Source organism: Pseudomonas sp. MDT2-39-1, from assembly GCF_054898085.1.
In genome coordinates, this window is the sequence record NZ_CM142716.1 from 594,324 (window position 1) to 619,881 (window position 25,558).

The window sequence follows — 25,558 nt, forward strand, 5'->3', positions numbered from 1 at the left end:
GTTTGGAGGTGCGGATCGCTTAGCGGCGATTCAAATGAATCGCGCCGATGACCACGAGCAGGACAATGACGCCGATAAAGGCACCGAACGCAGGGAACATCGCGGCAGGCCAAATCAGGCCTCTGCCCAGGTTGTAGGCGAAGCCGGCGTGGGAGTAGATGGTAAACATCCAGGAGTAAAGCGCGTAGATCAGACCAATGACGAGATAGCCGGAAATGATCTTTCCCTTGAGCGACATGATGTCTTCCTTGTGGACCGTAGTTAGATTTTGAGTAACATACTATTTCAGTGGTGGCATTTCAACATCGCCATCACGCCCCTTCTGTGGCGACGGACTGGCCGCTCGCCACAGAAGGTTTGCGATTACTCCTTCGGCTCGACGTTATGCAACCACCATGCTCTCAACAATTTCGCGGCGTTACAGGCTAATTCCCACCGCAAGCCCTACCGGGATTGTAGTGGTCAACTAATCCCGGACACGACGTTAAGTTTTTCTTCGGCCCGAGCTGGCGCCAGCCCACCGTTGAATTGATGGGGCCGAATCCAGTTGTACCGATGCATCAAGAAATGGCTGATATCGCGTTGGGCTTCTTGAGCAGTTCTGTAACCCGTGGTCGGTATCCATTCAGTTTTCAAGCTGCGGAACACGCGCTCCATCGGCGCGTTGTCCCAGCAATTCCCCCGACGACTCATGCTCTGACACATGCGATAACGCCACAGTCGCTGGCGAAATAAACGACTCGCATACTGCGACCCTTGATCCGAGTGAAACAGCAGGCCCTGAGGCCTTCCCCGTTGTTCGTAAGCCATATCCAGCGCCTTGATAACCAGCTCGGCATCCGGCTTTTCCGATAGCGCCCAGCCCACCACCCGGCGCGCGCAAAGATCCATCACGACAGCCAGATAGTGCCATTTCCCCTGAGCCCAAATGTAGGTGATGTCGCCGCACCACACCTGGTTGGGTGCCGAGACCTCGAACTCCCGATTCAAGATGTTCGGGATATCCAACCGTTCAACCGTCGCTCGTTTATAGGCATGAGAACCTGGCTGTTTGCTGACGAGGTCAAGCTCACGCATCAAGCTGCGCACTTTGAACCGACCGAGTTGCTCACCATCGTCACGCATCAACGAGAGGATGCTACGGCTGCCGGCAGCACTGCGACTTTGTGAAAACAACTCGCTCACCCGGCTGCGCAACCGAAGTCGTTCGACGTCCGGCGTTCGGCGTTCGGCGCTTGAGGCGGTGGGCGTAGTAACTTGAGCGGTTGATTTCAAATACGTTGCATAGCCAATCAACCGGCTCATGGACGCTCAGCTGATTGATCAGCGCGTACGCTCGTGATCTTCCGACATCAAGAGAGCGGTAGCCTTTTTTAATATCGATTTTTCCCGTTCAAGCCGGGCGATCCGGGCTTCCAGCTCCTGGATTTTCTGCTGCTCCGGTGTCAGCGCTTTGCTCTGCGGGGTAACGCCTTGGTGTTCCTGCTGAACCTGGTCGACCCAGCGGCGTAGTGCCGACTCGCCGACGCCGAGTGAACGGCTGGCTTCGATGTAGCTGTAGTTTTGCTTGAGCACGAGTTCGGCAGCCTCGCGTTTGAATTCAGCAGAAAAGGAACGGCGTTGTTTGGTCATCTGACACCTCGATCTGGCGAGCATTCTCGCCTAAATGGGTGTCCGGTTTCATTAGACCACTACACTCTAACGAACTGTCAGTTCTTACAGGTCACTTTCAGATTTTCCGGGGCTAAGCTGCCTCCACTGAATTGAACTGAGGTGTTCATCATGTCTCGCAACCGCTACCTGTTGCCCCTGGGCGTTCTCTTGTTGGCGATGCTGCCGGTGTTCCACGACGCCCAAGGTGCCCAGTGGACGCCCTTAACAGACGAAGTGGAATTTAAGTGCGTTAACGGCAACACGACGCCGGGCTATAGCGTTTATGTTGTGGGCGACCATCCGAAGTTAGGGAGCTGGGACCCGGCCAAGGCCGTAAAACTCAACGATAAACCCGACTACCCTACATGGACCGGCAAGGTACTTTTCCCAGGCGCGGACGACGGCAAAGACGTGGAATGGAAGTGCATCGTGCGCAACGAGACCGTTCCGACCGACGTGCAGAAGTGGCAGAACAATCCCAACAACATCGTTAAGTTGGCTTTCACCGCAAAGAGTGTCGGCACGTTCTGAGGCGTGAGTGGACATTTGGAAAAATGAATCTGACACGCTCCCACTCCGAAATCGTCTGAACTTCATCGACCAGTCACCTGATCGGTGTAGGAGCGAGGCTTGCCCGCGAAGAACGAGTACGCGGTGTGTCAGGCTTGGCGCCTTCGCGAGCAAGCTTCGCTCCTACAGGGGATTCGGGCCTAGCAGTAGGTCTTGTTCGCGTTCGCACAACTCCACCACGTAATCCCACATCACCCGCAGCCGCACCGATTTATGCAACTCCCGCCGCGTGCTGATCCAGTAACTGCGCTGAATGCTCTCATCCGCAAACAACGGCACCAGCTCCGGATCGGCACTGGCCATGTAGCACGGCAGCACCGCGATCCCCAACCCCGAGCGCGCCGCTTGTTGCTGGGCGATGACGCTGGTGCTGTGGAACACCACCTGCGGGTTGCGGCAGAAGCTGTTGAGGAACATCAGTTCCTGGCTGAACAGCAGGTCGTCGACGTAGCCGATCCAGGCGTGGCGGCCGAGGTCTTCGCGGCTGTGCAGCGGGGGTGCCTTTTCGAGGTAGGCCTGGCTCGCGTAGAGCGCCAGGCGATAGTCAGTGAGTTTGCGCGTGACCAGCATGTCGGCGGCCGGGCGTTCGAGGTGGATGCTGATTTCGGCTTCGCGGTTGAGGATGCTGACGAAGCGCGGCACGGCCACCAGCTCCACTTCCAGTCCCGGGTAGCGTTCGAACAACCCGTTCATACGGCTGGCGAGGAACATGATGCCCAGCCCTTCCGTTACGCCGACGCGAATCTTGCCCAGTAGCGCCGTGGATTGGGTGATTTCCTCTTGCGCCAGCAACGCGACATTTTCCATCGCTTCGGCGTGTTTGAGCAGCGCTTCGCCGGCCGGGGTCAGTTCGTAGCCCTGGGCATGCTGGACAAACAGCGCGGTGCCGAGGCTCTTTTCGACGGCCTCGATGTGCCGGGCGACGGTGGCGTGGGTGGTGTTCAAACGGCGGGCGGCGGTAAGCAAACGCCCGCTGCGCTGCAACTCGAGAAAAAACCGCAGGTCATTCCAGTCGAACATGAGTCGTCCTTGGGTCTACGCTGGGTGAGGCGCTGTCTGAAAACGCACAGCGGCTGCGCAAAAACTAACATTCTTTTGACGAAAGCTAACAACTAGGATGACCGACAACAAGAACAACAATACGAGGTCAGGGATGCAGACTTCCCTTGATGAATTCGACTACATCGTGGTCGGCGCCGGGCCGGCCGGTTGTTTGCTGGCCAATCGGCTGTCAGCCAACCCGCAACACCGCGTATTGCTGCTCGAAGCCGGCGGCCGCGATAACTATGCGTGGATTCACATCCCCGTGGGTTACCTGTTCTGCATCGGCAACCCGCGCACCGACTGGTGCTTCAAGACCGAAGCGCAACCTGGCCTGCAAGGTCGCGCGCTGAGTTACCCGCGCGGCAAAGTGCTGGGCGGCTGCTCCTCGATCAACGGCATGATCTACATGCGTGGCCAGGCCGGCGACTATGACGGCTGGGCCGCCGATGGCAATCCGGGCTGGAGCTGGGACGACGTCCTGCCGCTGTTCAAGAAAAGCGAAAACCATTTTGCCGGCGACTCGGAGTTTCACGGTGCCGCCGGGGAATGGCGGATCGAGCGTCAGCGGCTGTCGTGGCCGATTCTGGATGCGTTCCGCAGCGCTGCCGAGCAATCCGGCATTGCCAGCATCGATGATTTCAATCAGGGCGATAACGAAGGCTGCGGCTATTTCCAGGTCAATCAGAAGGCCGGGATTCGCTGGAACGCGGCCAAGGCGTTTCTTAAACCGATCCGCAATCGCGCCAGTCTGACCGTGCTGACCGATGTCGAAGTGGATCGTGTGCTGCTGGAGAATGGCCGTGCATCGGCGGTCAGTACGCGTTATCAAGGTCAGGCGAAAACCTTCAAGGCGCGCAAGGAAATCGTGTTGTGCGCAGGCTCCGTCGGTTCGCCGAGCATCCTCCAACGTTCCGGGATCGGCCCTCGCCCGCTGCTGCAAAAACTGGGGATCGGCGTGGCCCATGAGCTGCCTGGCGTTGGCGGAAATCTGCAGGATCACCTGCAACTGCGGCTGATCTACAAACTGGAAAACGCGCGCACCCTGAACCAGATCGCCGGCAGCGTGTGGGGCAAAATGGGCATGGGCCTGCGTTATCTGTATGACCGCAGCGGCCCGCTGTCGATGGCGCCGAGTCAGCTGGGGGCATTTGCCCGGTCGGGGCCGGAACAGACTTCGGCCAATCTCGAATACCACGTGCAACCGTTGTCGCTGGAGCGTTTTGGTGAGCCGTTGCATGCCTTTCCCGCTTTTACGGCGTCGGTTTGCGATCTAAGGCCGCAGAGTCGTGGACGGGTGGAAATTCGTTCAGCTGATCCGCAGGAAGCACCGTTAATTCAGCCCAATTACTTGAGTCATCCGGAAGATTTGCGGGTCGCCGCTGACGCCATTCGCCTGACCCGACGCATCGTCGCCGCGCCGGCCTTGCAAGCGTTCAAACCGGTCGAGTATTTGCCCGGTGGAAGCTTGCAGAGTGAAGAAGAATTGCACGAAGCCGCGGCGCGGATTGGCACGACGATTTTCCATCCGGTGGGGACGTGTCGCATGGGCAATGATGTGGATGCGGTGGTCGATGCCGAGTTGCGTGTTCACGGGATTCCCGGCTTGCGCATCGCTGATGCGTCGATCATGCCGCGGATTACCTCGGGCAATACGTGTTCGCCTACGCTGATGATTGCCGAAAAAGCTGCGCAACTGATACTCAACCCCGGCGCAGGGAGCCTCACCCCGGAGAACGAACTGCTGACTAACGCCTGAATCACACCCGTAGGAGCGAGGCTTGCCCGCGAAAAACGATGACGCGGTGTATCAGGTCTGACGCCTTCGCGAGCAAGTCGGATCGCCGCACCGTTCGCTCCTACAAAGATTGATATTCACGCGTTTTATGGATGCGCGGCACCCGCCCACAAGGCAGGCGCCGACAGTGGAACAACAAAAACAATCACTGTGAGGGATACCGATATGTCAGAACATGTTCAGCCGCTGGATGCCGCGCGCAGCGTCGACATCAGCCCCGACACCCGCAAAGTCATCTTCGCGTCGTCACTCGGGACGGTTTTCGAGTGGTACGACTTTTTCCTCTATGGCGCCCTCGCGGCGGTGATCAGTAAACAGTTTTTCGCCGGGGTCAACGACACCACGGCGTTCATCTTTGCGCTGATGGCCTTTGCCGCTGGTTTCATCGTGAGGCCCTTCGGTGCGTTGGTGTTCGGACGGCTGGGGGACATGATCGGGCGTAAATACACCTTCCTCGCGACCATCGTCCTCATGGGCCTGGCGACCTTCTGCGTGGGGCTGCTGCCGACTTATTCAAGCATCGGCATCGCCGCACCGATCATCCTCGTGGTGTTGCGCATGCTTCAGGGCCTGGCCTTGGGCGGCGAGTACGGCGGTGCCGCGACGTACGTCGCCGAACACGCGCCGATGGGTAAACGCGGTTTCCACACCAGCTGGATTCAGTCCACCGCGACCCTCGGCCTGTTGCTGTCGCTGCTGGTGGTACTCGGTTGCCGCTACTTCACCGGTGACCAGTTTGAAGTCTGGGGCTGGCGGATTCCGTTTCTGTTTTCGATCGTTCTGCTGGGCATCTCGACCTGGATTCGCTTGAGCCTGCACGAGTCGCCGGCCTTCGTGAAAATGAAAGAGGAAGGCAAGCTCTGCAAGTCACCGCTGCGTGACTCCTTCGGCAAATGGGAAAACCTCAAAGTGGTGCTGATTGCCCTGTTCAGCATCAACGCCGGGCAAGCGGTGACGTTTTATGCGGCGCAGTTCTACGTGCTGTTTTTCCTCACCCAGTTCCTGAAAATGGACCCTGCCCTGGCTAATAGTCTGCTGATCGTCAGCGTGATTATCGGCGCGCCGTTTTTCATCTTTTTTGGCTGGCTGTCGGACAAGGTCGGGCGCAAACCGGTGCTGATGATTGGCCTGCTGTTGGCGACCGCGCTGTATTTCCCGATCTTCAAATCCATCGCCCACTACGCCAACCCGGCCATCGACCAGGCCAGCCGTCAGGCACCGATCACTGTGCTGGCGGACCCGGCCACCTGCACGTTCCAGTTTGACCCGGTAGGCAAAGCGAAATTTGACAGCCCTTGCGACAAGGTCAAAACCTTCCTGGTGAAACAAGGCCTGCCCTACAGCAGCGAAGCGGCCCCGGCCGGTAGCGGCGTGCAGGTCAGCGTCGGTGATGTGAAACTGGATGGCTTCGACGAAGCGGCCCTGCGCGGTGCGGTGACCCTGGCGGGCTATCCGTCACAAGCCGATACGCAACAGGTCAACAAGACCATGATCGTGGCGCTGATGGTGGTGCTGATCATCATTTCCGCCATGTGCTACGGCCCGCTGGCGGCGCTGATGGTCGAACTGTTCCCGACGCGCATCCGCTACACCTCGATGTCCCTGCCGTACCACATCGGCAACGGCTGGTTCGGCGGCTTCCTGCCGACGGTATCGTTTGCGTTGGTGGTGTACACCGGGGACATCTTCTACGGGCTGTGGTACCCGGTGGTAATTACCGCGGTGAGCCTCGTGGTGGGGATGATCTGTCTGCGTGAGACGAAAAACGTGGATCTGGATACCAACTGAAGTCACCACAATCCCCTGTGGCGAGGGGGCTTGCCCCCGTTCGGCTGCGAAGCAGTCGTAAATACAGACAACTCATTCTGTATGAAAGAACGCTGAGGGCCGCTTCGCAGCCCAACGGGGATAAATCCCCTCGCCACAGGTAAGCTCAACGAGCTTTACAGCCCCGACACTCACCCGACCGAGGCACCATGATCATTTCATCCGCATCCGACTACCGCGAGGCAGCACGTCGCAAACTCCCGCGTTTCCTGTTCGACTACATCGATGGCGGGGCTTATGCAGAGCATACCCTGAGGGCCAACAGCGCCGACCTGACGGGCATCAGCCTGCGCCAGCGCATTCTGAAAAACGTCGAAACCCTGAGCCTGCAAACCACCCTCTTCGATCAACCGCTTTCAATGCCCGTCATATTGGCGCCGGTCGGCCTGACGGGCATGTTCGCGCGCCGAGGTGAAGTGCAGGCGGTCAGAGCAGCGGAAAACAAAGGCATTCCCCTGTGCCTTTCAACGGTATCGGTGTGTTCGATCGAGGAAGTCGCGGCGCAGAGCCAGCAATCCATCTGGTTTCAGCTGTACGTGCTCAAAGACCGGGGCTTCATGAAAAATGCCCTGGAACGCGCGAAAGCCGCCGGGGTAAAAAACCTGGTGTTTACCGTCGACATGCCCACCCCCGGCGCCCGCTACCGGGACGCGCATTCAGGCATGTCAGGTCCTTTCGCGTCATCGCGGCGAATGCTTCAGGCCATGACCCGGCCCGACTGGGCGCTCAACGTCGGCGTTATGGGTCGTCCACACGACCTGGGCAACATTTCGAAGTACCTTGGCAAAGCCGTCACGCTCGAGGACTACATGGGCTGGCTGGCCAATAACTTCGACCCGTCGATCAGCTGGAGCGATCTGGAGTGGATTCGTGAATTCTGGAAAGGCCCGATGATCATCAAAGGCATCCTCGACCCGCAGGATGCCAGGGACGCGGTCAGCTTTGGTGCGGACGGCATTGTGGTGTCGAACCACGGTGGGCGGCAGCTTGACGGCGTGCTCTCTACCACCAAGGCATTGCCGCCGATCATGCAAGCGGTGGGGAATGACCTGACGGTGCTGGTCGACTCGGGTATTCGCTCAGGGCTGGATGTCGTGCGGATGCTGGCCATGGGCGCCAAAGGCGTGTTGCTGGGGCGATCCATGGCCTATGCACTGGCGGCCGATGGTCAACGCGGGGTGGAGAACATGCTGGATATCTTCGCCAAGGAAATGCGCGTGGCCATGACGTTAACGGGGGTGACTTCGATTGGTCAGATTGATGAATCTACGCTGGTGGGGGCTATTCGCTGATGTAATAACGCCCCTCACCCCAGGGTTCGTGCTCGACTGGAGATTGGGTAAAGTGACCAGCATTACCGTCAATGCGCGACATCACTCAACGTCTTTGAGCACCTCAAACGTAACCTGATCTGGATAGAACGCCACGTAGCCGCGAATCTGATCGACCGACACTTTGGGGTCTTCATAGCGCCACACCGCGTTAGCGCCCTCATGCCCCGGGATTTGCAGGCTGTAATAAGTGGCGTCGCCTTTGTACGGGCAATAGGTCGTGTGGTCGGTACGGGCGAAATACTCTTCGGCAATGTCCTCCCATGGTACGTAGTACACCGGAGGATAATTGGCCTCAAGCAGCACCAGTGCGCGCGAGGAGGCGGCCACCTGAATACCGTGAAATTTCACCAACAGAATGCCTGGCTGCTCTGCGATGGTAATGACAGGACTAGGACCGGTGCTTTTCATGGAATACGTTCCTCATGACGGTGATGGACCTGTGAAAGCAAGATTTGCGCCCCGCTCATGTAGCGAGGGACCTTGCTCCCGCTGGCTGCGCAGCGGCCCCAAAATTTGAGACTGCGAACTGTCAGGTATAACCCAAATTTCGCAACCACGACTGCTTCGCAGCCGAACGGGGCGATGCGGCTGTCAGCGAGACTCGCGGACAACAAACCTGGCTACGTTGAAATATCATCTACGATTCATGTCAGCGGTCACTTCCCTACTGTGCAGATAAGCGTTCGTGGCGTGGGGTTTCGAGTCTCAGCAATCTAAGGGTCTTCTCCATGCCTGATTCGCAAATTGCCCCCCCGGGGGCCGGAAAACTGCTCTATCGCGGCTCCGTGGAAGCGGATGACCCCTGGTTCGAGACACCGGTGCAACTCACCTCTGGAGAACGCTATTTCTTTCGGGCGTCAGGGTCCTGGACCGACTGGAACCAGCCGCACGATGCCAACGGCTTGCGCATTGAAAAATTGCGACCTTTCGAACGTTTCATTCGCTGTCAATCAGCGGATGCCGCCTGGTTCACGCTCGTGGGGGCAATTGGCAAGGATCGCGACAGTTTTTTTGCCATTGGCGATGGACTCCGCTGGCCGGAGGGCTGGGTAGCGCCGGCCTCCGGTCCACTCCTCTGCTTCGCCAACGACGCGCGGTTGATGTACTTCAACAATCACGGTGCCGTCACGCTAGAAGTGTGGACCACCTGAAATCCAGATCAGGCGCGGATCTGGTCACCTGCCGATGTACATCGCCCGGCCCTGGCAATCAATCGCAACGCATAAGCTGTACATCCATACAGATAATGATTGATCCATTGCTCATCACCGGCCATTCTGTGCGCCCCTTGCACATTTGATGAACGACGGTGGTTATGCAGCTGTACCTCTGTGAAAAACCTTCCCAGGCCAAAGACATCGCGGCAGTACTCGGCGCCAAGCGTCGGGGCGACGGCTGCTGGCTGGGAACGGATGTCACGGTGACCTGGTGCATCGGCCATCTGCTGGAAACCGCGCCGCCGGATGCCTACGACGCACGATACAAGCGATGGGTGCTAGCGGATCTGCCCATCATTCCGGAAAAATGGAAGATGACGGTCAAACCGCGCACGGCCAGCCAGTACAAGGCGGTCAAACGCTTGCTCGGCGAGGCTGATGAGCTGGTGATTGCCACCGACGCCGACCGTGAGGGCGAGATGATTGCCCGGGAGTTGGTCGAACATTGCCGCTATCGCGGGCCGATCCGGCGACTGTGGCTGTCGGCGCTGGACGATGCGTCGATCCGCAAGGCGCTGGCGGCGCTCAAACCGGGTGCAGAGACTTTCAGCCTTTATCATTCGGCGCTGGGACGTTCCCGAGCCGACTGGTTGATCGGGATGAACATGAGCCGGTTGTTTACGCTGCTGGGGCGACAGTCCGGTTATCAAGGCGTGTTGCCGGTGGGCCGGGTGCAGACGCCGACCTTGCGGCTGGTGGTGGATCGCGACCGCAGCATTGCCGATTTCGTGCCGGTCGCCTATTGGGCCATCGACGTGCAGCTGTTGCACGACGGTACGGCGTTCACTGCCCAGTGGCGCGCGGCATCCGACGTTTGTGACGATCAGGATCGCTGCCTGAATCAGGCGCTGGCCCAGCAAGCGGCCGCCGCCATCAACAGCGCGGCGAGTGCCCGGGTGATCAAGCTGCGTACCGAGCGGATGCGTGAAGTCGCGCCGCTGCCGTTCGATCTGGGCACCTTGCAGGAAGTCTGCTCGAAGAAACTCGGGCTCGGCGCCCAGGAAACTCTCGACATAGCCCAGGCGCTCTATGAAACCCACAAGGTCATCACCTATCCGCGCAGCGATTGCGGTTTCCTGCCGATGAGCCAGCACAGCGAAGCCCCGGGCATACTCGCCGCGCTCCGCCATGCCGATCCTTCGCTGAACGCCTTGAACGACCACCTGGAGCCACAGCGCCGCTCTCGCGCCTGGAACGATGCCAAGGTCACGGCTCACCACGGCATCATCCCGACGGCGGCAGCAAAAAATCTTGATCGACTGGTGGGCAAGCAACGCGCGGTGTACACCCTGATCCGTGCGCGTTATCTGGCGCAGTTCCTGCCCAACCATGAATACGACCGCACCCAGGCTGACTTCGACTGCGCCGGTGAAGCCTTGCGTGCCGTCGGCAAGCAGATCGTCGAGCCCGGCTGGAAACGCGCGCTGCCCGAGGCGCTCGCCCCGGCGAAGGGTCGCGAGGCGCCGGCACCGCAAACGCTGCCGGCATTGGCCGAAGGGCGTGACTGCGCGGTGGCCGATGTGAAGCTCAAGGACCTCTGGACGCAACCGCCGAAACCGTTCACCGAAGGCGACCTGATCAAAGCAATGAAGAACGTCGCCAAACTGGTGGAAGACCCGCTGCTCAAACAGAAGCTCAAGGACACCACAGGCATTGGCACTGAAGCCACCCGCGCCTCGATCATCCAGGGCCTGCTCGACCGCGGCTACCTGATCAAGAACGGTAAAGCCCTGGCCGCGACCCCGGCCGCCTTCAGCCTGATCGATGCGGTGCCGCGCGCCATTGCCGACCCCGGCACCACGGCCATCTGGGAACAGGCGCTGGACATGGTGCAAAGCGGCGAGATGAGCCTGGAAGAGTTCGTCACCAAACAGGCCGCATGGATGAGCAAGCAGGTCGCCCGTTGTACCGGTCTGAGCCTGACCATCAGTGGGCCGGCGAGCCCGGCCGGGCGTGGTGCCACACCGTGGAAAAACAAACGAAAGCCCACCAAGCGCAAGCCATCAACTGGCGCCAAACGCGCGGCGAAACCAGCCAGCAAAGCTTGAGGGCACTCGAATGGGCCGTAATGGTCTAGTGTTCTTCAAGCCCGGCGATGGCCCCATTTTCTGAAAAGGCATCGCAGCCTCGTTTCACTCGACAGCTGCTAAAGGAACCTTGTTTATGATTATCGTGCACCACCTGAACAACTCCCGCTCCCAACGGATTCTCTGGCTGCTGGAAGAACTGGCCATTCCTTATGAGCTGAAACGCTATCAGCGTGACCCGAAAACCAATCTGGCACCGCCGGAATTGAAAGCGATCAACGCCTTGGGCAAATCGCCGGTTATCGAGGATGGCGCGCAGAAGCTGATCGAGTCCTCCGCGATCATCGACTACCTGATTCGCCGTCATGGCCAGGGGCGCCTGCAACCCGATCCGTCTACCCCCGCCTACGACGAATACGTCCAGTGGCTGCACTTCGCCGAAGGCTCGGCCATGCTGCCGCTGATGTTGAACCTGTACGTCGGGCGTCTGGGTGAAGCTGGTGCACCGCTGCATCCGCGTATCAACTCGGAAGTGGCCAACTACCTCGGGTACCTCGACACGGCATTGAGCCAGTCCGATTACCTGCTGGGTGATGAGTTCAGCGCTGCCGATATCCAGATGAGCTTTATCGGCGAGATCGCCCGGGCTCAGGGCAAGCTGGGCAACTATCCTCATGTGGCGGCCTGGGTACAACGCTTCCAGGCACGTCCTGCCTACGCCGCTGCGTTAAAGACAGGTGGGACGTACGACTTCGCGCCCCACTGAGTGATCCCGAAAGGGCCACGGATGGCCCTGCGATCTGGAGCGAGCCAGCATGCCTGCGATCGAACTGCACGCCGCACACCGCGATGAACTGGACACGATCGAAAACCTGATGCAGTTCTACATGCACGACTTCAGCGAGTGGCTGCCACTGAAACTAGGAGAGCACGGCTTCTACAACATTCAGCCGAAAACGGATTACTGGCGCAACCCCGCGACCCGACCGTTTCTGATCAAGGTGGACGGTGAGCTCGCCGGTTTCGTGACCGTGGACGACGACGTTCATATCGAAGGTGCCGAGCACAACATCGGCTACCTTTTTGTCAGTCGGCGCTTTCGTGGCCAAGGTGTCGCGAAGTTTGTCGTTTCCACCCTCTTGAGCCGGTTCCCCGGTCAATGGCAGATTTTCCACATCGACGCGAACCCGCCTGCACGGCGGTTCTGGGCCAAGGTGATGCCACAGCTCGCGGGCGATGAATTCACCCTGCATCAGCGGCCGGTAGACGGTTATCCCTGCACCTTCTACCGCTTCCAAAGCCCGCAGCCATCGTCCTGATCGGCCCGTTGTGACTCCCCTTTTTAATTCCAAAGCGCTTTGTCCGACAATATGTAGTGACTGAAAATAATCACTACATAACGGTTGACGCCTCCGATTTGCCCTTGCATGATGCAGACATCTCCCCGATCGGGAGTACAGCAACATGTTTGAGCAAGCTCGTCTGACCGCCGAGCTGTTTTTCCCGGATACACGCTGCCCACAAGGCAGATTGAAGAAGCTGACCTGGCCCGAACGTCCAGTACAAGGACGAGAAGCGCTGGCGATCAATCCTCATGAAGCTTGTGGCCGACCCTCAAAAGTCGGCGGTAGCCTCCAGGTTTTCGCTGCTTCTCTTCGTTGTGACGCTATTGCGTAGCAGTTATTCAACACGACTACATGCAACAGACGCGACACCCCGTCGAATCGACGGCTGACCGCTGACGTCCTGGTTTCGGTGCCAGGGATCAACTAACCGATGGGCTACCTGTATTAGCGAATCAACTTTGAAAGATCACCAAATGGTCAAGGGGCATATTATGAATCTGAACAATCAACCTACTATCGATGAACTGGCTGGTATCTTCGCTGCGCAAAAAGACAGCCATGACAGCCACATTCTGTGGATCAGCAAATCGGGCCAGGTTCATATCGACTGCCTGTCGCCGCACGCCCACGAAGCCGAGTTCGACCAGAACAACCAGAACCTGCTCGCCCGACTGAAGATGTACCGTCGCGGCCAGGGCTACGTCGGCAAGAAAGCCGCGGCCGACAAGGACTTCATCGGTCATGTTCTGCAAACGCTGAAACAGGCGTGGGCCTCGATGCAGAACCAGAATGAAGTTCGGGTGATTGACCGGTTCTACTGATATCCCCCGCCGCTAATCAACAAAAAGGCCCCGCTCGTAATATCGAGCGGGGCCTTTTTTTGTTTGTCTCGTGCGCAGCAAATACAGCTATCGTTAAGCGTATTCGCTGTTGTGCCCTTGGAGACTTGCGATGAAAAATACTCTGACATTTCTGCTGTTGCTGGCGACCGCAACGCTTGCTCACGCAAACAAGATCGAAGGTGTTCCCTCATTTGATGTGGAATGCCCCGGGAAAATCATCATTCACGCGGATCAGGACGGACCGGTGTTGATCAACAACGTAGAAGCCGAAACCAAAGCCATGATCAAAGCGCGCAGCTTCGAAGCCAAGGGTTCGGGCGTCACGATTTCGATCGTTCTCGCCGATGACGACTCGGTGACCGTGAGCTCCACGGGCAAGGCCCCCAATGGCGTCTGCCAATCACTGGACGACTGACTCCGTCGCCCCCGCGCCCAACACCAGATTCATGAACGCCACAGACGCCGCGCTGTGATAGTTGTTCTTGCGCCGAAGCAGCGCCGCCCCGCGCGTAGGCGCTTCCCCCAGCAACGGAATTTTGTGCAGTGCCCGATCCTGAGTGGCGATGGGCTCCGGAAGGATGGTGGCGATGGCCGTGTGCCGAATAACCTCCAGCAACGTGCTCACCGAGTTGACCTCAATCACCACCTTCGGCGTGATCAGCTCCTGAGCAAAATATTCATTGATACGGGTGCGGGTGACGAAGTCCGCGGCCAACAGCGCAAAATCCAGTTGCGCCACCTCTTCAGCGGACAGCGCGACTTGGCGTTCATATAACGGATGATCCCGCCCCACCATCACCCCCAAGGTTTCGGTAAACGCCGGGATCGACTCGATGTCGGCATTTCTGACCTGGGTAAACGCGATGGCGATGTCCAGCGAGTCATCCACCAGCCCCGCCTCGATGTCATCCATCGACAACTCGAAAATCTGCAGATGGATGTTGGGAAACCGCGCCACGTAATCGCGCACCAACGGCCCCACCAGATACGCCATGAACGTCGGCGTCATGGCCAGGCGCAAGGTGCCGCGCGACAAGTCCTTCACGTCATGCAGCGCCCGCTTGCCGGCTTCCAGTTCCACCAATACTCGACGTGCGCACTCGATGTAGGCCTCGCCTGCATCCGTTGGTTTGACCGTGCGCGAAGTTCGGTCGAACAGGCTCACGCCCAAGGTTTCTTCCAACTGGCGGATTTGCTGGGACAGGGTCGGTTGTGAAACGTGCAACGCCTCGGCGGCGCGCGTGAAGCCGCCGTGGTCGGCAACCGCCAGCAGATAACGCAGATGTCGCAGCAGCATGGGGCACACCATCTATAGGCAGGACTTATGCACAGCATTGTATATCGGTCTTGGACGCTATGGATCAATCGGCAGAAGATTGCTTCACACCCAAGCAACACATCGCCGACAGGAGAAACACCATGCAACAGTCCCACGCTTACAACGACCCAAGTCTGGCCCTGACCACCTCGATCCTCGACGCCAAGGCCCGCAAAAATCTGTCCTGGCAGGACCTGACCGAAGGCACCGGCCTCGGTCTGGCCTACGTCACCGCCGCCCTGCTCGGCCAGCACCCGCTGCCGGAATCCGCCGCCAAAGTGATCGGCGAGAAACTGGAGCTGGACGCCGACGCCGTGGCCCGCCTGCAAATCATCCCGCTGCGCGGCAGCCTCTCGGGTGTGCCAACCGACCCGACCATCTACCGTTTCTACGAAATGATCCAGATCTACGGCACTACCTTGAAAGCCCTGGTTCATGAGCAGTTTGGCGACGGCATCATCAGCGCGATCAACTTCAAACTCGACATGAAAAAGGTCGAAGATCCGGAAGGCGGCCACCGCGCTGTGATCACCCTTGATGGCAAGTTCCTGCCACTGCGTCCTTTCTAACCGATCTGAACACACGCAAGCCCCCTCGCCACAGGACAGCTGCTACAGACATCTGAATCATTTACGAGGACATCACCATGAAAGCGCTCATCGAAGGTTTTTTGAAGTTCCAGAAAGAAGCGTTCCCGCAACGCACCGACCTGTTCAAACACCTGGCCACCACCCAGCATCCCGGCACGTTGTTCATCACCTGTTCCGATAGCCGTGTCGTGCCCGAACTGCTGACCCAGCAAGAACCCGGTGAATTGTTTGTGATCCGCAACGCCGGCAACATCGTGCCCTCCTACAGTCCGCACCCGGGCGGGGTCTCGGCCACTGTCGAATACGCGGTCGCGGTACTGGGCGTGACGGACATTGTGATCTGCGGCCACTCGGATTGCGGCGCCATGACCGCCGTCGCCAAGTGCAAATGCATGGATCACCTGCCGGCCGTCAGCGGATGGCTGCAACACGCCGAATCGGCCAAGGTCATCAACGAATCCCGCCCTCATGCCGATGACGCGGCGAAGGTGAGTTCGATGGTCCGCGAGAACGTCATCGCGCAACTGGCCAACATCCAGACGCATCCGAGCGTGCGCCTGGCCCAGGAAAAAGGTCAGCTGAACCTGCATGGCTGGGTCTACGACATTGAGACCGGTTCGATCGACGCCCTGGAAGCCAGCAGCCGCAGCTTTGTGTCACTAGCCGAGCACCCGACTACCTGCGCCGTGTATGGCAAAGCCGTCGACGCCGCTTGATGGGTGGCCGCCCTAGATCTCTAACACCAGGGGCTCATCACCCTTGGCTGGCACCGCGCAGCAAATCAGTACTTCCCCTGGCGCCGGCAGCTCGGCGGGCATGTTCAGATAATGCACCTGTCCGCTGAGCAGCCGGGTGCGGCACGTTCCGCACGAGCCGCCACGGCAACTGAAGTGCGGATTCAAGCCACGGCTTTCAGCCAGTTCCAGCAAACTCCCGCCGCCCGACTCCCAGCGTGCCTCCTTGGCCGACGCTGAAAACACCACTTTCACCGAACTGTCCGCTGCCGGCACTTGTGCCGGAGCCGGGCTCAGTTGGTCCCGCAGACGGACCAGCGTGGAAGGACCGAACGTCTCCGCATGAATGCGCTCGTCGCCGATGCGCAAGGCCCGCAAACTGTCATAGATCCCTTGAGTAAAAGCACCGGGCCCGCACAGGTAGAAATCGTAATCGTCCAACGGCAGCAACGCCTTGAGCAACTCGATGTCGACCCGCCCGGCCACCTCGAAATCCTCACCTTCACGGGCATGGTCCTCGGGTTGGCTAAGCAGGCGCAGCGCGCGCACCGATTCCTTGGCGCGGGTGGCCAGTTCGTACAACTCATCGCGAAACCCAAGCTCGGCGAGGCTGCGGGCACTTTGAATAAACCAGGTCGGCCGAGTGCGGCGGATGCGTTCGCCTTCGTAGATCACCTCGCGCAGCATCGACAACAAGGGCGTCACGCCGACGCCCGCGGCCAGCAACACCAGCGGCCGACGCTCATCGGCTTTCACCGTGAACCGGCCCTGTGGCGCGCGGGCTTCGATCAGATCGCCCTCGCGGACACGCTCGTGCAGATGCGACGAAATCAGCCCGTCACGCTTGACGCTGATACGAAAGAAACTGTCCGACGGTGCGCTCGACAGACTGTAAGTGCGCACCAAAGGCGCCTGCCCCTCGGCCAGGCAAAAGCGCACGGGCAAATGCTGCCCGGCCTCAAAGCGCGGCAGGCCGGCGTCGTCGGTCGGCTCCAGGTAAAACGAACGGATGCTGGTGCTTTCCTCGACGATGCGGGCTACACGCAACAATCGCCATTGATCGCGCAAGGCATCGGCCTGCAATCGACCCTCGGCCTGCTGCCAACTGCCGGTCATCAGGCTGTTGGGGGAGAATCCTTCAAATTGCCAGCGCAGCGACAGCACGCCGGCGCGGCGCACGACGTGCTCCACCGTCATTCGCCAAAGCCGTTCTGCACCCTGGAACGCCGCTATTTCAGGGCCTTCGAGGATAATCTCGGTGCGCCCCGCGACTTGCAGTACATCACCCGATTCGAAATCGACAAACAGCAGCCCCACCCGTGGATTGAGCAGCAGATTGCCCAAGGTATTGAAGTGCAGATTGCCGGCGAAATCGGGGATCGTCAGCACGTTGCCCTCGACCCGCACGAAACCGGCATTGCCGCCACGATGCGAGACATCCACCGAGCGCTTTTTCGAGTCGCCATCGAGGTCTACATAGCTGGTAAGGAAAAAGGTGTCGGCGTTGCCAATGGTCGCCCGGGCGGCCTCGTCGAGTTCATCGAAACGCTCGACGCCCACCGCAGATGAAGCGCGGCCCACCGATCCAGGGTCGACGGCACGCAGTTGAATGTATTGCGGGCAGTTGCCAAAGGCGTGCTCGACGGCAACGGCAAAACCGCCTTGGGTGGCGGTGCTGATGCGGCCATTCATTCGGTTGCGACGGCGGGTTTTCAGATCGATACCGAGCAGCCCCACCGAGGCACCCGCCTTGAGCGCGGGCCTGACGGGATCGCCCTCGGCGGGCAGGCGTTCGAGTTGCAACTGGTGGGGATCAGGCGAATGCGCAAATCCGGGCGGCCCTTCAATCAGGGTCGCCCACGGCACGCCTTGCTCATCGACGGCACCCACCAGCAAATACGGCAGTTGCGCGTAGAACAGCTGATGCTGCTCGGGCAGATAATCGCGCACCACCTTGCGCCCGAAGACTTCCATGCGTTCGGCCACACCGACGCTTTCCTGCAACTGCCGCTCGCCCGCGTGCCAGGGTGACGCGACCTGCTCTTGCGACTGATTCATGACGACCTCTACGCCTTCGTAAACAGGTGTCTTTCGCCCGCAAGCCTGCACTGGTTTTTGTGGCTCAGGCGTTGAAGCGTAGTTCGCCGTGTCGGACCAGGGAGGTTCGTCGGATGTACGGGGCAGATGAAGGCGTACAGGTCTAAGGCACTTGCGGCGTTTCATACCACTGGCGAGACGGTGTCGGAAAGCGCATTTTCTGACGGATATTTCCTGCGTTCGCGGCGCTGCTCAGGTGTTCCAGCAGCACGAAGGCGACTTCCGTCGCAGTACCGGGGCCACTCGAAGTGATGATGCGGCCATCGACCACCACAGGCCAGTCGACAAAGCGGGCACCGGCTTCAACCAGCTGGTTTTTGCGTTTGCCACCCACTTGGTGATAGGTCGTGGCGTCTTTGCCTTTCAGCACCCCTGCAACGCCCAGGCACACCGACGACACGCAGACACTGGCGACGACTTTACCGGCCGCGACAAAGTGCCGGATGACCGCCAGAAACGGCTCACTCAAGGCTTCTTCATAAAAGCCCGACGGTTCAAATCCGCCGGGCAATGCCAAGGCATCGAAGCTGTCCAGATCCAGCTCACTCAACAAATGACCTGGATTAAGGGACAGCCCGAAGGTCGTCACGATCTGCGGCCGAAGGCCGGCATTGATCAATTCCACGGGTTGATCGCCAAGCAGATTGGCCCAACCGAGCACATCGGTAAAAGCCGCCATTTCCAGCGGCTCGACACCGTTGGCCAACAACATGAGGACGCGTTTCATTGGGTAAACCTCTCAGGGACCGGCAGATAGTCCGCTTTTGCTCCCCAAGAGAGAACACCCAAAAAACACAATCCATTGTTGCTTGAGCTGAAATGCCCGCGTCAAGGCGCTCCCGGTTAACGGGAGCGCTGCACTCACACGGTTGCCCTTGTCACTTGTCGTCTTTTGCTGACGTTGGTGGCCGACGCTCGGCTGTTTCTTCGGCGTTGGGTGCTGTGGGGACGCTGCCTGGCGTGAACACGTGAGTCAGCAGATCCCGGGCATCGATTTCGACGACACCCGGCACCGTGCGGGCCAGCGCAACAGCCTGCTCGCACTGTTTATGGGTGTTGACTCGACCGCTCAAAGTCACCGTAGAGCCAAGGGTTTTGACGTGGATCTGCAGGCCAAGGGTGGGTTCGGCCAATGCCAGGGCCGACTTCACCCTGGCGGTAATCCACGTGTCGTGCATGACCGCTTCCAGATCATGGGAGTAATGCTGAAAAGAATGAAGTTTCATGGCGCAGCCCTCACTCAAAACACAGACGCAAACACACCTTAATTATAGTGCGTTCGTCGCCTGTGCCCGGAATGCTCAGCGTTTGACCGACAGATCGGTCTGGATCATGCGACTACGAACGGTAAACACCCCATCTCCCGACAGAATGGCGCTGCGGGCAAACAGGCGACCGCTCTCCCAATTCGAAAGACCCAGCTCCGGCTTGTTCAGCGCGTACTGCCCATCGACCCAGCGGGTAATCCCGTCGCCCACAAACGGTGCGTTGACCGCGTTATAGAAACGTTCGTGCGCCGCCCCGTCTTCACTGATCAGCGACACGGTGAACTGCGGGCTGTAGCGATTGAACAAGGCGATGGCGCTGTCCAGGTCGTCGACGATGTTCAGGCTGACTTCCGGGGTTTCTTCCCATTCCCACTCGCGGCCCAACTGATCCTCGGGCAACGGTTCGGCCAGCGCCTCGGTCTGGTAGCCTTCGGCGCGATAAACCTCAACGCTGCCGGTTTGCCATTCAGTCGGCAACCACTGCTCACTGCCCTCAACGATATGCAACTTGCAACCCTGGCCCCGGGCGGTGCCGGCCTGTTGCAGTGCGTCGAGAAACAGCGGCACCAGTTCGGCTGCGCGGTCGCGCTGGATCAGGCAGACGTTCAAGGTGTTGCAGACCTTGCGGTCCAGCGAATTGCGCACCACGGCGGCGAAGCGCTGGGCGTCAGCGTCTTTGTCGGCAATCAGCCAGGCGCCACCAGTGCCGTGGAGGCTGACGGCGGTGCCGGCCTGTTGGGCAATGCTGCCCAGTTGGCTCACCGCACGGCCCGAACCACGGGCGACGGCCAGCGACAAACGCCGATCGGCGAACATCGCCCAGCCGGCGGCGTGATTGACGCTTTCCACCAGAGACACCGCGCCAGTCGGTAAGCCGGCGTCACTGAGTGCAGGGTTCAGTGCGTGAGTGACGATGGCCTGAGCGGTGCCCAACGCATCGCTGCCAATGCGCAGCACGGCGGTGTTGCCGGTGCGCAATACACCGGCGGCGTCGGCGAAGACATTCGGCCGGCCTTCGAACACGAACGCGACGATGCCCAGTGGCGACACCACTTGCTCGACTTTCCAACCGCCGTGCTCGACGCAACTGAGCACCTTGCCGCGAGTCGCCGCTGCATCGCGCCAGGCTCGCAGGCCAGCGATCATGTCGCGACGCATGCGTTCATCGGCCAGCAGTCGAGTGGTTGAACGCCCGCGGGCCTTGGCGCGCTCGATGTCGGCCAGGTTGGCGGCCTCGATTAAGGCCCAGCACTCAGGGTTTTCCAAACGCTGGGCAAAGAGATCGAAGAAGGCGCTGATCGCCTGGTCAGAGACGCTGGACAGCGCGGTGAACGCCGCTTCGGCGCGCTCGATGGCGACGGCCGCCGCTTGCTGGTCAGCCACCGGAATCAACAACAACTCGCCGCTGACCTGCTCCACCAGCAAATGGTCCCCGGGCTGAAAGCGCGCAGCCAGTTCGGGGCTGACGACAGTGACACGATTACCGGCAAAAGGGATCGGCGTGCCAGCGACTAGACGTTCGAGCGCAAGAGACATGAAGCGGTTTCACCATGCAGGGGGCGGCTGGAAAATGTATAGGAAAATCCAGGAAGCGTCATTAACCACGCTGGCCCGGACGCCTTAGAACACCGACCAGCCAATCCGCTGACTCAACAATTCCAGCGCCGCCATCCCGGCCAGGGAGTTGCCGGCGGCATTCAATTCCGGGGACCAGACGCACACCGTGAACTGCCCCGGCACCACTGCGACAATCCCCCCGCCGACGCCGCTCTTGCCCGGCAAACCAACGCGATAGGCAAAATTGCCGGCTTCGTCGTACAGCCCGCTGGTGGCCATGATCGAGTTGACCTGTTGGGTCTGGCGGGCGGTGAGGATCTGTTCGCCACTGTGTTTGCAGAACCCGTCGTTGGCCAGGAAGCAGAACGCCCGCGCTAGGTCCACGCAGTTCATGCGCACCGCGCAATGGCTGAAGTAGCTGCGCAGCACGGCCTCGACGTCGTTGTGAAAGTTGCCGAACGACTGCATCAGGTACGCCATGGCCGCGTTACGCGCGCGGTGCTGGTATTCGGATTCGGCGACCTTGCCGTCCACCATGACCTGCGGGTTGCCGGACAGCCGACGGACAAAATCGCGCATCGACAACGCGGGCGCGGCAAAGCGTGACTGGTTGATGTCGCAGATCACCAGGGCACCGGCGTTGATGAACGGATTGCGCGGGCGGCCGCGTTCGAACTCCAGTTGCACCAGCGAGTTGAACGGTTGCCCTGAAGGCTCGTGACCGAGGCGCTCCCAGATCGCTTCGCCGGAATGATCGATGGCCTGCACCAGGCTGAACACCTTGGAAATGCTCTGCACCGAGAACGGCGTGTCGGCATCGCCTGCGCAATACAACTCGCCGTCGTTGCCATACACGGCGATGCCCAACTGATTGGCCGGCACCGTGCCGAGGGCAGGAATGTAGTCAGCCACCTTGCCCTGACCGATCAGCGGCCGGACGGCGTCAAGGATCTCGTTCAACAGCGCTTGCATGCCGGGTTCCGAAGTCTCGCCCCGTGGGATTGCGGGGACACGGAGGCTAGACGCTGTTGGTTGGTGCTGGATCACAGATTGCCGCCTCCCCCTCTCAAAAACACCACGAATCCCTTGTGGGAGCGGGCTTGCTCGCGAAAGCGGTGGATCAGACAGCATCGATGTCAACTGTGCCGGCCTCATCGCGAGCAGGCTCGCTCCTACAGTTGATCTGCGCAGGGCCCGGGATTTGTGCACGACACTGCCCCTTGTGGGAGCGGGCTTGCTCGCGAAAGCGGTGGATCAGACACGTCAACATTGGCTGACACACCGCCTTCGCGAGCAAGCCCGCTCCCACAGTTGATCTGCGCAGGGCCCTGGATTTGTTCACGACACTGCCCCTTTTTGGGAGCGAGCCTGCTCGCGATGGCGTTGGGTCAGACAGCCTCGATGTCAACTGTGCCGGCCTCTTCGCGAGCAAGCTCGCTCCCACAGGGGGGATTGCATAGGCTCGAGTTTTTCGTGGTTGTGTATCGGAGTGTGTATAGACCCGCTTGCGACACACCCTGCCCATAAAACCCCGGGCAAAAGACACATCGCAGATACACCCGCTTGATGAACTGTGCCTGTCGATCGGCCAAGCCGATCAAAGCGCTCAAATTCACTCAATGCTACGGAGTATCACCATGTTCAAGCTCTCGACTTCTTCCCTGACCCTAAGCCTGATCATCGCAGGTGGCCTGGCACTGTCGAACGTGGCTTCGGCCTCCGAATCCGAGGCGTTCAGCATGAAGCAACTGGCCCACGGCTACAGCCAGGTCCAGGCCGACACCGCGGAAAAACCGGCTGAAGGTAAATGTGGGGAAGGCAAGTGCGGCGAAGGCAAGTGCGGCGCTGGCGAGTAACCCTCTGCGCGGGGCAACGTTGCCCCGCCTCACTGTCTGAACGGAGATCAAGCCCATGAACACCTCACTCTCTTCGGCCGTGAAAGGCCTGCACCTGAACCTCGACCGTGCCGGTAGCTGGCTCGCGCCTTTGACGCTGCGGCTGTTCATTGCCTGGGAATTCTTCGAGTCGGGCCTGAAAAAATGGAATGGCGATAACTGGTTTGCCGACATTCAGGATGCCTTCCCGTTTCCGTTCAACCACGTGTCGGCCACGCTGAACTGGGAACTGTCGATGTGGGCCGAGCTGATTGGCGCCCTGGCCATCCTGGTAGGTCTCGGGACGCGGGTGTCGGCCATCATTCTGATCGTTGTCACCCTTGTCGCGACCGCCGCCGTTCACTGGCCGGCCGATTGGTCTACATTGAGTGAGCTTGCCCAGGGTTACTCCATCAGCAACAAAGGTCACGGCAACTTCAAACTGCCGCTGATCTACCTTGCAGCCCTAATGCCGTTGTTGCTCTGGGGTGCCGGCAAGCTCAGCCTGGATGCACTGTTGGCTCGCTTCGCCTGGCGTTGCAATAACCGTTGATACGCCAGAGTCTTCATCGCGTCCTCCACTTCCATAAGAACGGAGCAATCGCCATGAGCCTCACTCTCTACGGTTTTGACGGCAGTACGTATGTGCGCACAGTGAAGATGCTGCTTGCGGAAAAAGGTGCGGATTTCGACCAGTTGCAGGTCAATGTGATGAAAGGCGAACCGCGCCTGCCCGAACACCTGGCACGTCATCCGTTTGGCAAGGTACCGGTCATCGATCACGACGGTTTCCGGATTATCGAAACCGACGCAATCGTGGCGTATCTTGACGAAGTCCTGCCGGGGCCTTCGCTGACACCTGACAATGCCCACGACCGTGCTCGCACACACATGGTCATGGGAATTTACGACTCCTACGGCTACGGTGCGCTAGGCTCGGTGTTCGGCTATCACTTGTTCCCCGACTTTATCGGCGGAAAGAACGAAGAATCCCGTCGCAAAGGCATCGAGGCCTCGAAAATGGTCCTGCGTGAGTTGATGAAAATCAAAGGTTCCGATCCATTCGTCGCCGGCCAGGATCCGAGCCTGGGTGACTTTTACCTGGCACCGGCCTGTGCTTACATGGCAATGACGCCGGATGCACCGCAGGTGTTTGCCGTCAACGGCTTCGATGACTGGTGGAAACGGATTCAGGCACTGCCCAGCTTTCAGGCCACACCACCGCAATAAGCTTCATCCCTCTCACTTGTGTAGACAGGAGCCACCATGAGCGTGACCACCCAATGGATCGAGATCGACAGCCCCGACGGTAAATTCGGCGCTTACCTGGCGATTCCGCATACCCGCAAAGGCCCGGGGATCGTGCTGATCCAGGAGATCTTCGGCGTGAATGAACACATTCGCTCGGTCGCGGAGCAATACGCCGCCGATGGTTACCTGGTGATCGCGCCGGACCTGTTCTGGCGCAACGGCCAGCGCATCGAATTGACCTACGACGAAGCCGGCTGGAAACGCGCCGTCGAGTTGATGAACGCCACGGACATCGACAAGGCGCAGGCCGACATCAAACTGGCCATCGAAGCGCTCGATGCGCAGCCAGGCCTGGACGGCGGGATCGCTTCCATCGGTTATTGCTTTGGCGGCCTGCTGTCCTACCTCACCGCCGCCAACGGGCTGGTAGAAGTGGCCGTTGCCTACTACGGCGGCGGGATCCAGAACCACCTGGACCGCGCCGACGAAATCGAAGTGCCGCTGCTGATGCACTTCGGTGAACAGGACAGCCACATTTCACTGGAAGCCGTGGAGAAAATCGCCGAGCGTTTCGAGAACAACGATAACGTGGAAATTGTCGTGTACCCGGAGGCCGAACATGGCTTCAACTGCTCCCATCGCGACAGCTACAACCAGCGTGCAGCCGCTGAAGCCCACGGCAATACGTTGATCTTTTTGGGTCAGGAACTGTAAAGACAAGACGTGAAAAAAGGGGACCTCCATCGCTTGTTGGAGGTCCCTTTTTTTGTCTGCGCCTGTGATGGCCCCTTCGTCGGAATGCCGCCCAGCTTCGGCTGATCGTTGCGTTCGTGAACATGCCGATGCGGTGTACGGTCGATGTTGAGGCTCAGTATTTCCGGACGGCTCTAGTGACCGCGGCCGTCCATCTGACGTTTGCGGATTTCGATCTGGAACAGGTCAATGTCAGCGATCACTTCGCCCTCGCCTTCGGTCAGTGCACCGACGACTTCACCTTGAGGATCGATGATCGCGGTGTAGCAACCGCCGGAGATCGAGCCGATCTCGCAACCGGTGTCGGCCATGATTTGCGCCTGCTGTTCCGGGTACAACCACGCCATCGAGTTCACCGCGAAACAAGCCGATTCCAGGGCATGCATGCGGATGCTGACTTCCATCTGGCGGGTGAACAGCGGGCCTGCGAACAGCATGGGCGTTCCATCGAACGCCCTAAA

25 protein-coding genes and 2 pseudogenes are annotated in these 25,558 nt (G+C 59.6%); 16 read left to right on the plus strand and 11 right to left on the minus strand.

From position 1 onward, the window contains the following. Nucleotides 1–19 precede the first annotated feature (19 nt). Nucleotides 20–238, minus strand: a complete 219-nt coding sequence (locus ACYZTM_RS03020; protein ID WP_461986940.1) for a hypothetical protein — start codon at nucleotides 236–238, stop codon at nucleotides 20–22. Between the two features lie 227 nt (nucleotides 239–465). Further along, nucleotides 466–1,632, minus strand: a pseudogene (locus tag ACYZTM_RS03025) (transposase); the annotation flags it as partial. 150 nt (nucleotides 1,633–1,782) lie between these two features. Here ACYZTM_RS03025 and ACYZTM_RS03030 point away from each other — a divergent pair. After that, the gene (locus ACYZTM_RS03030) at nucleotides 1,783–2,184 is read left to right on the plus strand and encodes a carbohydrate-binding module family 20 domain-containing protein (RefSeq protein ID WP_256656927.1); all 402 of its coding nucleotides are present in this window, start codon (nucleotides 1,783–1,785) and stop codon (nucleotides 2,182–2,184) included. Between the two features lie 162 nt (nucleotides 2,185–2,346). Here ACYZTM_RS03030 and ACYZTM_RS03035 read toward each other — a convergent pair whose 3' ends face one another. Then, a complete protein-coding gene (locus tag ACYZTM_RS03035) occupies nucleotides 2,347–3,243 on the minus strand; it encodes a LysR family transcriptional regulator (RefSeq protein WP_461986942.1) in 897 nt (298 codons plus the stop codon). A gap of 133 nt (nucleotides 3,244–3,376) precedes the next feature. Here ACYZTM_RS03035 and ACYZTM_RS03040 point away from each other — a divergent pair, with 133 nt between their 5' ends. The 3 genes from ACYZTM_RS03040 to lldD all read left to right on the plus strand — a co-directional run bounded on the left by ACYZTM_RS03040 (nucleotide 3,377) and on the right by lldD (nucleotide 8,181). After that, entirely contained in the window at nucleotides 3,377–5,023 is a 1,647-nt protein-coding gene (locus ACYZTM_RS03040; RefSeq protein ID WP_461986944.1) for a GMC family oxidoreductase, read from the plus strand. Nucleotides 5,024–5,227: 204 nt separating this feature from the next. Next, entirely contained in the window at nucleotides 5,228–6,850 is a 1,623-nt protein-coding gene (locus tag ACYZTM_RS03045; RefSeq protein ID WP_131060168.1) for an MFS transporter, read from the plus strand. 188 nt (nucleotides 6,851–7,038) lie between these two features. Then, entirely contained in the window at nucleotides 7,039–8,181 is a 1,143-nt protein-coding gene (lldD, locus tag ACYZTM_RS03050) for an FMN-dependent L-lactate dehydrogenase LldD (RefSeq protein WP_461986947.1), read from the plus strand. Nucleotides 8,182–8,262: 81 nt separating this feature from the next. Here the strand turns inward: lldD and ACYZTM_RS03055 are convergent, their stop codons facing one another. Next, nucleotides 8,263–8,631 carry a DUF427 domain-containing protein gene (locus ACYZTM_RS03055; RefSeq protein WP_131060166.1) on the minus strand — a complete coding sequence of 123 codons (369 nt, stop codon included), beginning with the start codon at nucleotides 8,629–8,631 and terminating at the stop codon, nucleotides 8,263–8,265. Nucleotides 8,632–8,951: 320 nt separating this feature from the next. On the opposite strand from ACYZTM_RS03055, the gene ACYZTM_RS03060 reads away from it, so the two are divergent. The 6 genes from ACYZTM_RS03060 to ACYZTM_RS03085 all read left to right on the plus strand — a co-directional run bounded on the left by ACYZTM_RS03060 (nucleotide 8,952) and on the right by ACYZTM_RS03085 (nucleotide 14,070). Beyond that, entirely contained in the window at nucleotides 8,952–9,374 is a 423-nt protein-coding gene (locus tag ACYZTM_RS03060; RefSeq protein ID WP_461986949.1) for a hypothetical protein, read from the plus strand. 164 nt (nucleotides 9,375–9,538) lie between these two features. Then, nucleotides 9,539–11,488 (plus strand): DNA topoisomerase III, encoded by a 1,950-nt coding sequence (locus ACYZTM_RS03065; protein ID WP_461986951.1) that lies wholly within the window; start codon nucleotides 9,539–9,541, stop codon nucleotides 11,486–11,488. Nucleotides 11,489–11,603: 115 nt separating this feature from the next. Continuing rightward, nucleotides 11,604–12,233 carry a glutathione S-transferase family protein gene (locus tag ACYZTM_RS03070; protein WP_461958422.1) on the plus strand — a complete coding sequence of 210 codons (630 nt, stop codon included), beginning with the start codon at nucleotides 11,604–11,606 and terminating at the stop codon, nucleotides 12,231–12,233. A gap of 49 nt (nucleotides 12,234–12,282) precedes the next feature. Continuing rightward, nucleotides 12,283–12,786, plus strand: a complete 504-nt coding sequence (locus ACYZTM_RS03075; protein ID WP_461986953.1) for a GNAT family N-acetyltransferase — start codon at nucleotides 12,283–12,285, stop codon at nucleotides 12,784–12,786. 518 nt (nucleotides 12,787–13,304) lie between these two features. After that, nucleotides 13,305–13,634 carry a hypothetical protein gene (locus ACYZTM_RS03080; protein ID WP_131060161.1) on the plus strand — a complete coding sequence of 110 codons (330 nt, stop codon included), beginning with the start codon at nucleotides 13,305–13,307 and terminating at the stop codon, nucleotides 13,632–13,634. A gap of 130 nt (nucleotides 13,635–13,764) precedes the next feature. Then, nucleotides 13,765–14,070, plus strand: coding sequence for a hypothetical protein (locus ACYZTM_RS03085; RefSeq protein ID WP_131060160.1), 306 nt, complete (start codon nucleotides 13,765–13,767; stop codon nucleotides 14,068–14,070). On the opposite strand, the gene cynR is transcribed toward ACYZTM_RS03085, so the two are convergent. Further along, on the minus strand, nucleotides 14,056–14,952 hold the full coding sequence (cynR, locus tag ACYZTM_RS03090; RefSeq protein ID WP_131060159.1) for a transcriptional regulator CynR: 897 nt from the start codon (nucleotides 14,950–14,952) through the stop codon (nucleotides 14,056–14,058). The two genes, ACYZTM_RS03085 and cynR, sit on opposite strands and share 15 nt — an antisense overlap. Nucleotides 14,953–15,074: 122 nt before the next feature. On the opposite strand from cynR, the gene cynS reads away from it, so the two are divergent. Both cynS and ACYZTM_RS03100 read left to right on the plus strand, forming a co-directional pair. Continuing rightward, nucleotides 15,075–15,542 (plus strand): cyanase, encoded by a 468-nt coding sequence (gene cynS / locus ACYZTM_RS03095; protein WP_461986956.1) that lies wholly within the window; start codon nucleotides 15,075–15,077, stop codon nucleotides 15,540–15,542. Nucleotides 15,543–15,619: 77 nt separating this feature from the next. Next, nucleotides 15,620–16,279 (plus strand): carbonic anhydrase, encoded by a 660-nt coding sequence (locus ACYZTM_RS03100; protein ID WP_131060157.1) that lies wholly within the window; start codon nucleotides 15,620–15,622, stop codon nucleotides 16,277–16,279. A gap of 12 nt (nucleotides 16,280–16,291) precedes the next feature. Here ACYZTM_RS03100 and ACYZTM_RS03105 read toward each other — a convergent pair whose 3' ends face one another. The 5 genes from ACYZTM_RS03105 to glsB all read right to left on the minus strand — a co-directional run bounded on the left by ACYZTM_RS03105 (nucleotide 16,292) and on the right by glsB (nucleotide 22,191). Then, the gene (locus tag ACYZTM_RS03105) at nucleotides 16,292–18,355 is read right to left on the minus strand and encodes a 2Fe-2S iron-sulfur cluster-binding protein (RefSeq protein ID WP_461986959.1); all 2,064 of its coding nucleotides are present in this window, start codon (nucleotides 18,353–18,355) and stop codon (nucleotides 16,292–16,294) included. Between the two features lie 142 nt (nucleotides 18,356–18,497). Further along, nucleotides 18,498–19,121 (minus strand): DJ-1/PfpI family protein, encoded by a 624-nt coding sequence (locus ACYZTM_RS03110; RefSeq protein WP_461986961.1) that lies wholly within the window; start codon nucleotides 19,119–19,121, stop codon nucleotides 18,498–18,500. Between the two features lie 151 nt (nucleotides 19,122–19,272). Beyond that, nucleotides 19,273–19,620, minus strand: coding sequence for a BON domain-containing protein (locus ACYZTM_RS03115; RefSeq protein ID WP_461986963.1), 348 nt, complete (start codon nucleotides 19,618–19,620; stop codon nucleotides 19,273–19,275). 75 nt (nucleotides 19,621–19,695) lie between these two features. Then, nucleotides 19,696–21,198, minus strand: coding sequence for an aldehyde dehydrogenase family protein (locus ACYZTM_RS03120; protein WP_461986965.1), 1,503 nt, complete (start codon nucleotides 21,196–21,198; stop codon nucleotides 19,696–19,698). An 84-nt stretch (nucleotides 21,199–21,282) separates the two neighbouring features. Then, entirely contained in the window at nucleotides 21,283–22,191 is a 909-nt protein-coding gene (glsB, locus tag ACYZTM_RS03125; RefSeq protein WP_010459549.1) for a glutaminase B, read from the minus strand. A gap of 665 nt (nucleotides 22,192–22,856) precedes the next feature. On the opposite strand from glsB, the gene ACYZTM_RS03130 reads away from it, so the two are divergent. The 4 genes from ACYZTM_RS03130 to ACYZTM_RS03145 are packed head-to-tail and all read left to right on the plus strand — an operon-like array spanning nucleotide 22,857 to nucleotide 25,058. Further along, the gene (locus ACYZTM_RS03130) at nucleotides 22,857–23,075 is read left to right on the plus strand and encodes an HvfA family oxazolone/thioamide-modified RiPP metallophore (RefSeq protein WP_461986967.1); all 219 of its coding nucleotides are present in this window, start codon (nucleotides 22,857–22,859) and stop codon (nucleotides 23,073–23,075) included. A 55-nt stretch (nucleotides 23,076–23,130) separates the two neighbouring features. After that, the gene (locus ACYZTM_RS03135) at nucleotides 23,131–23,646 is read left to right on the plus strand and encodes an HvfX family Cu-binding RiPP maturation protein (RefSeq protein ID WP_131060150.1); all 516 of its coding nucleotides are present in this window, start codon (nucleotides 23,131–23,133) and stop codon (nucleotides 23,644–23,646) included. Nucleotides 23,647–23,699: 53 nt separating this feature from the next. After that, the gene (locus tag ACYZTM_RS03140; protein ID WP_131060149.1) at nucleotides 23,700–24,323 is read left to right on the plus strand and encodes a glutathione S-transferase family protein; all 624 of its coding nucleotides are present in this window, start codon (nucleotides 23,700–23,702) and stop codon (nucleotides 24,321–24,323) included. Nucleotides 24,324–24,359: 36 nt separating this feature from the next. After that, complete coding sequence (locus ACYZTM_RS03145) at nucleotides 24,360–25,058, plus strand: dienelactone hydrolase family protein (protein WP_131060148.1); 699 nt, start codon at nucleotides 24,360–24,362, stop codon at nucleotides 25,056–25,058. Nucleotides 25,059–25,150: 92 nt separating this feature from the next. On the opposite strand, the pseudogene ACYZTM_RS03150 reads toward ACYZTM_RS03145, so the two are convergent. After that, a pseudogene (locus tag ACYZTM_RS03150) lies at nucleotides 25,151–25,537 on the minus strand (nitrilase-related carbon-nitrogen hydrolase); the annotation flags it as partial. Between the last annotated feature and the right edge of the window lie 21 nt (nucleotides 25,538–25,558).

What these genes read in the sequence shown, in the direction of transcription:
- ACYZTM_RS03020 (WP_461986940.1), bottom strand. Translation starts at nt 238, where the DNA reads ATGTCGCTCAAGGGAAAGATCATTTCCGGCTATCTCGTCATTGGTCTG.
- ACYZTM_RS03030 (WP_256656927.1), top strand. Translation starts at nt 1,783, where the DNA reads ATGTCTCGCAACCGCTACCTGTTGCCCCTGGGCGTTCTCTTGTTGGCG.
- ACYZTM_RS03035 (WP_461986942.1), bottom strand. Translation starts at nt 3,243, where the DNA reads ATGTTCGACTGGAATGACCTGCGGTTTTTTCTCGAGTTGCAGCGCAGC.
- ACYZTM_RS03040 (WP_461986944.1), top strand. Translation starts at nt 3,377, where the DNA reads ATGCAGACTTCCCTTGATGAATTCGACTACATCGTGGTCGGCGCCGGG.
- ACYZTM_RS03045 (WP_131060168.1), top strand. Translation starts at nt 5,228, where the DNA reads ATGTCAGAACATGTTCAGCCGCTGGATGCCGCGCGCAGCGTCGACATC.
- lldD (WP_461986947.1), top strand. Translation starts at nt 7,039, where the DNA reads ATGATCATTTCATCCGCATCCGACTACCGCGAGGCAGCACGTCGCAAA.
- ACYZTM_RS03055 (WP_131060166.1), bottom strand. Translation starts at nt 8,631, where the DNA reads ATGAAAAGCACCGGTCCTAGTCCTGTCATTACCATCGCAGAGCAGCCA.
- ACYZTM_RS03060 (WP_461986949.1), top strand. Translation starts at nt 8,952, where the DNA reads ATGCCTGATTCGCAAATTGCCCCCCCGGGGGCCGGAAAACTGCTCTAT.
- ACYZTM_RS03065 (WP_461986951.1), top strand. Translation starts at nt 9,539, where the DNA reads ATGCAGCTGTACCTCTGTGAAAAACCTTCCCAGGCCAAAGACATCGCG.
- ACYZTM_RS03070 (WP_461958422.1), top strand. Translation starts at nt 11,604, where the DNA reads ATGATTATCGTGCACCACCTGAACAACTCCCGCTCCCAACGGATTCTC.
- ACYZTM_RS03075 (WP_461986953.1), top strand. Translation starts at nt 12,283, where the DNA reads ATGCCTGCGATCGAACTGCACGCCGCACACCGCGATGAACTGGACACG.
- ACYZTM_RS03080 (WP_131060161.1), top strand. Translation starts at nt 13,305, where the DNA reads ATGAATCTGAACAATCAACCTACTATCGATGAACTGGCTGGTATCTTC.
- ACYZTM_RS03085 (WP_131060160.1), top strand. Translation starts at nt 13,765, where the DNA reads ATGAAAAATACTCTGACATTTCTGCTGTTGCTGGCGACCGCAACGCTT.
- cynR (WP_131060159.1), bottom strand. Translation starts at nt 14,952, where the DNA reads ATGCTGCTGCGACATCTGCGTTATCTGCTGGCGGTTGCCGACCACGGC.
- cynS (WP_461986956.1), top strand. Translation starts at nt 15,075, where the DNA reads ATGCAACAGTCCCACGCTTACAACGACCCAAGTCTGGCCCTGACCACC.
- ACYZTM_RS03100 (WP_131060157.1), top strand. Translation starts at nt 15,620, where the DNA reads ATGAAAGCGCTCATCGAAGGTTTTTTGAAGTTCCAGAAAGAAGCGTTC.
- ACYZTM_RS03105 (WP_461986959.1), bottom strand. Translation starts at nt 18,355, where the DNA reads ATGAATCAGTCGCAAGAGCAGGTCGCGTCACCCTGGCACGCGGGCGAG.
- ACYZTM_RS03110 (WP_461986961.1), bottom strand. Translation starts at nt 19,121, where the DNA reads ATGAAACGCGTCCTCATGTTGTTGGCCAACGGTGTCGAGCCGCTGGAA.
- ACYZTM_RS03115 (WP_461986963.1), bottom strand. Translation starts at nt 19,620, where the DNA reads ATGAAACTTCATTCTTTTCAGCATTACTCCCATGATCTGGAAGCGGTC.
- ACYZTM_RS03120 (WP_461986965.1), bottom strand. Translation starts at nt 21,198, where the DNA reads ATGTCTCTTGCGCTCGAACGTCTAGTCGCTGGCACGCCGATCCCTTTT.
- glsB (WP_010459549.1), bottom strand. Translation starts at nt 22,191, where the DNA reads ATGCAAGCGCTGTTGAACGAGATCCTTGACGCCGTCCGGCCGCTGATC.
- ACYZTM_RS03130 (WP_461986967.1), top strand. Translation starts at nt 22,857, where the DNA reads ATGTTCAAGCTCTCGACTTCTTCCCTGACCCTAAGCCTGATCATCGCA.
- ACYZTM_RS03135 (WP_131060150.1), top strand. Translation starts at nt 23,131, where the DNA reads ATGAACACCTCACTCTCTTCGGCCGTGAAAGGCCTGCACCTGAACCTC.
- ACYZTM_RS03140 (WP_131060149.1), top strand. Translation starts at nt 23,700, where the DNA reads ATGAGCCTCACTCTCTACGGTTTTGACGGCAGTACGTATGTGCGCACA.
- ACYZTM_RS03145 (WP_131060148.1), top strand. Translation starts at nt 24,360, where the DNA reads ATGAGCGTGACCACCCAATGGATCGAGATCGACAGCCCCGACGGTAAA.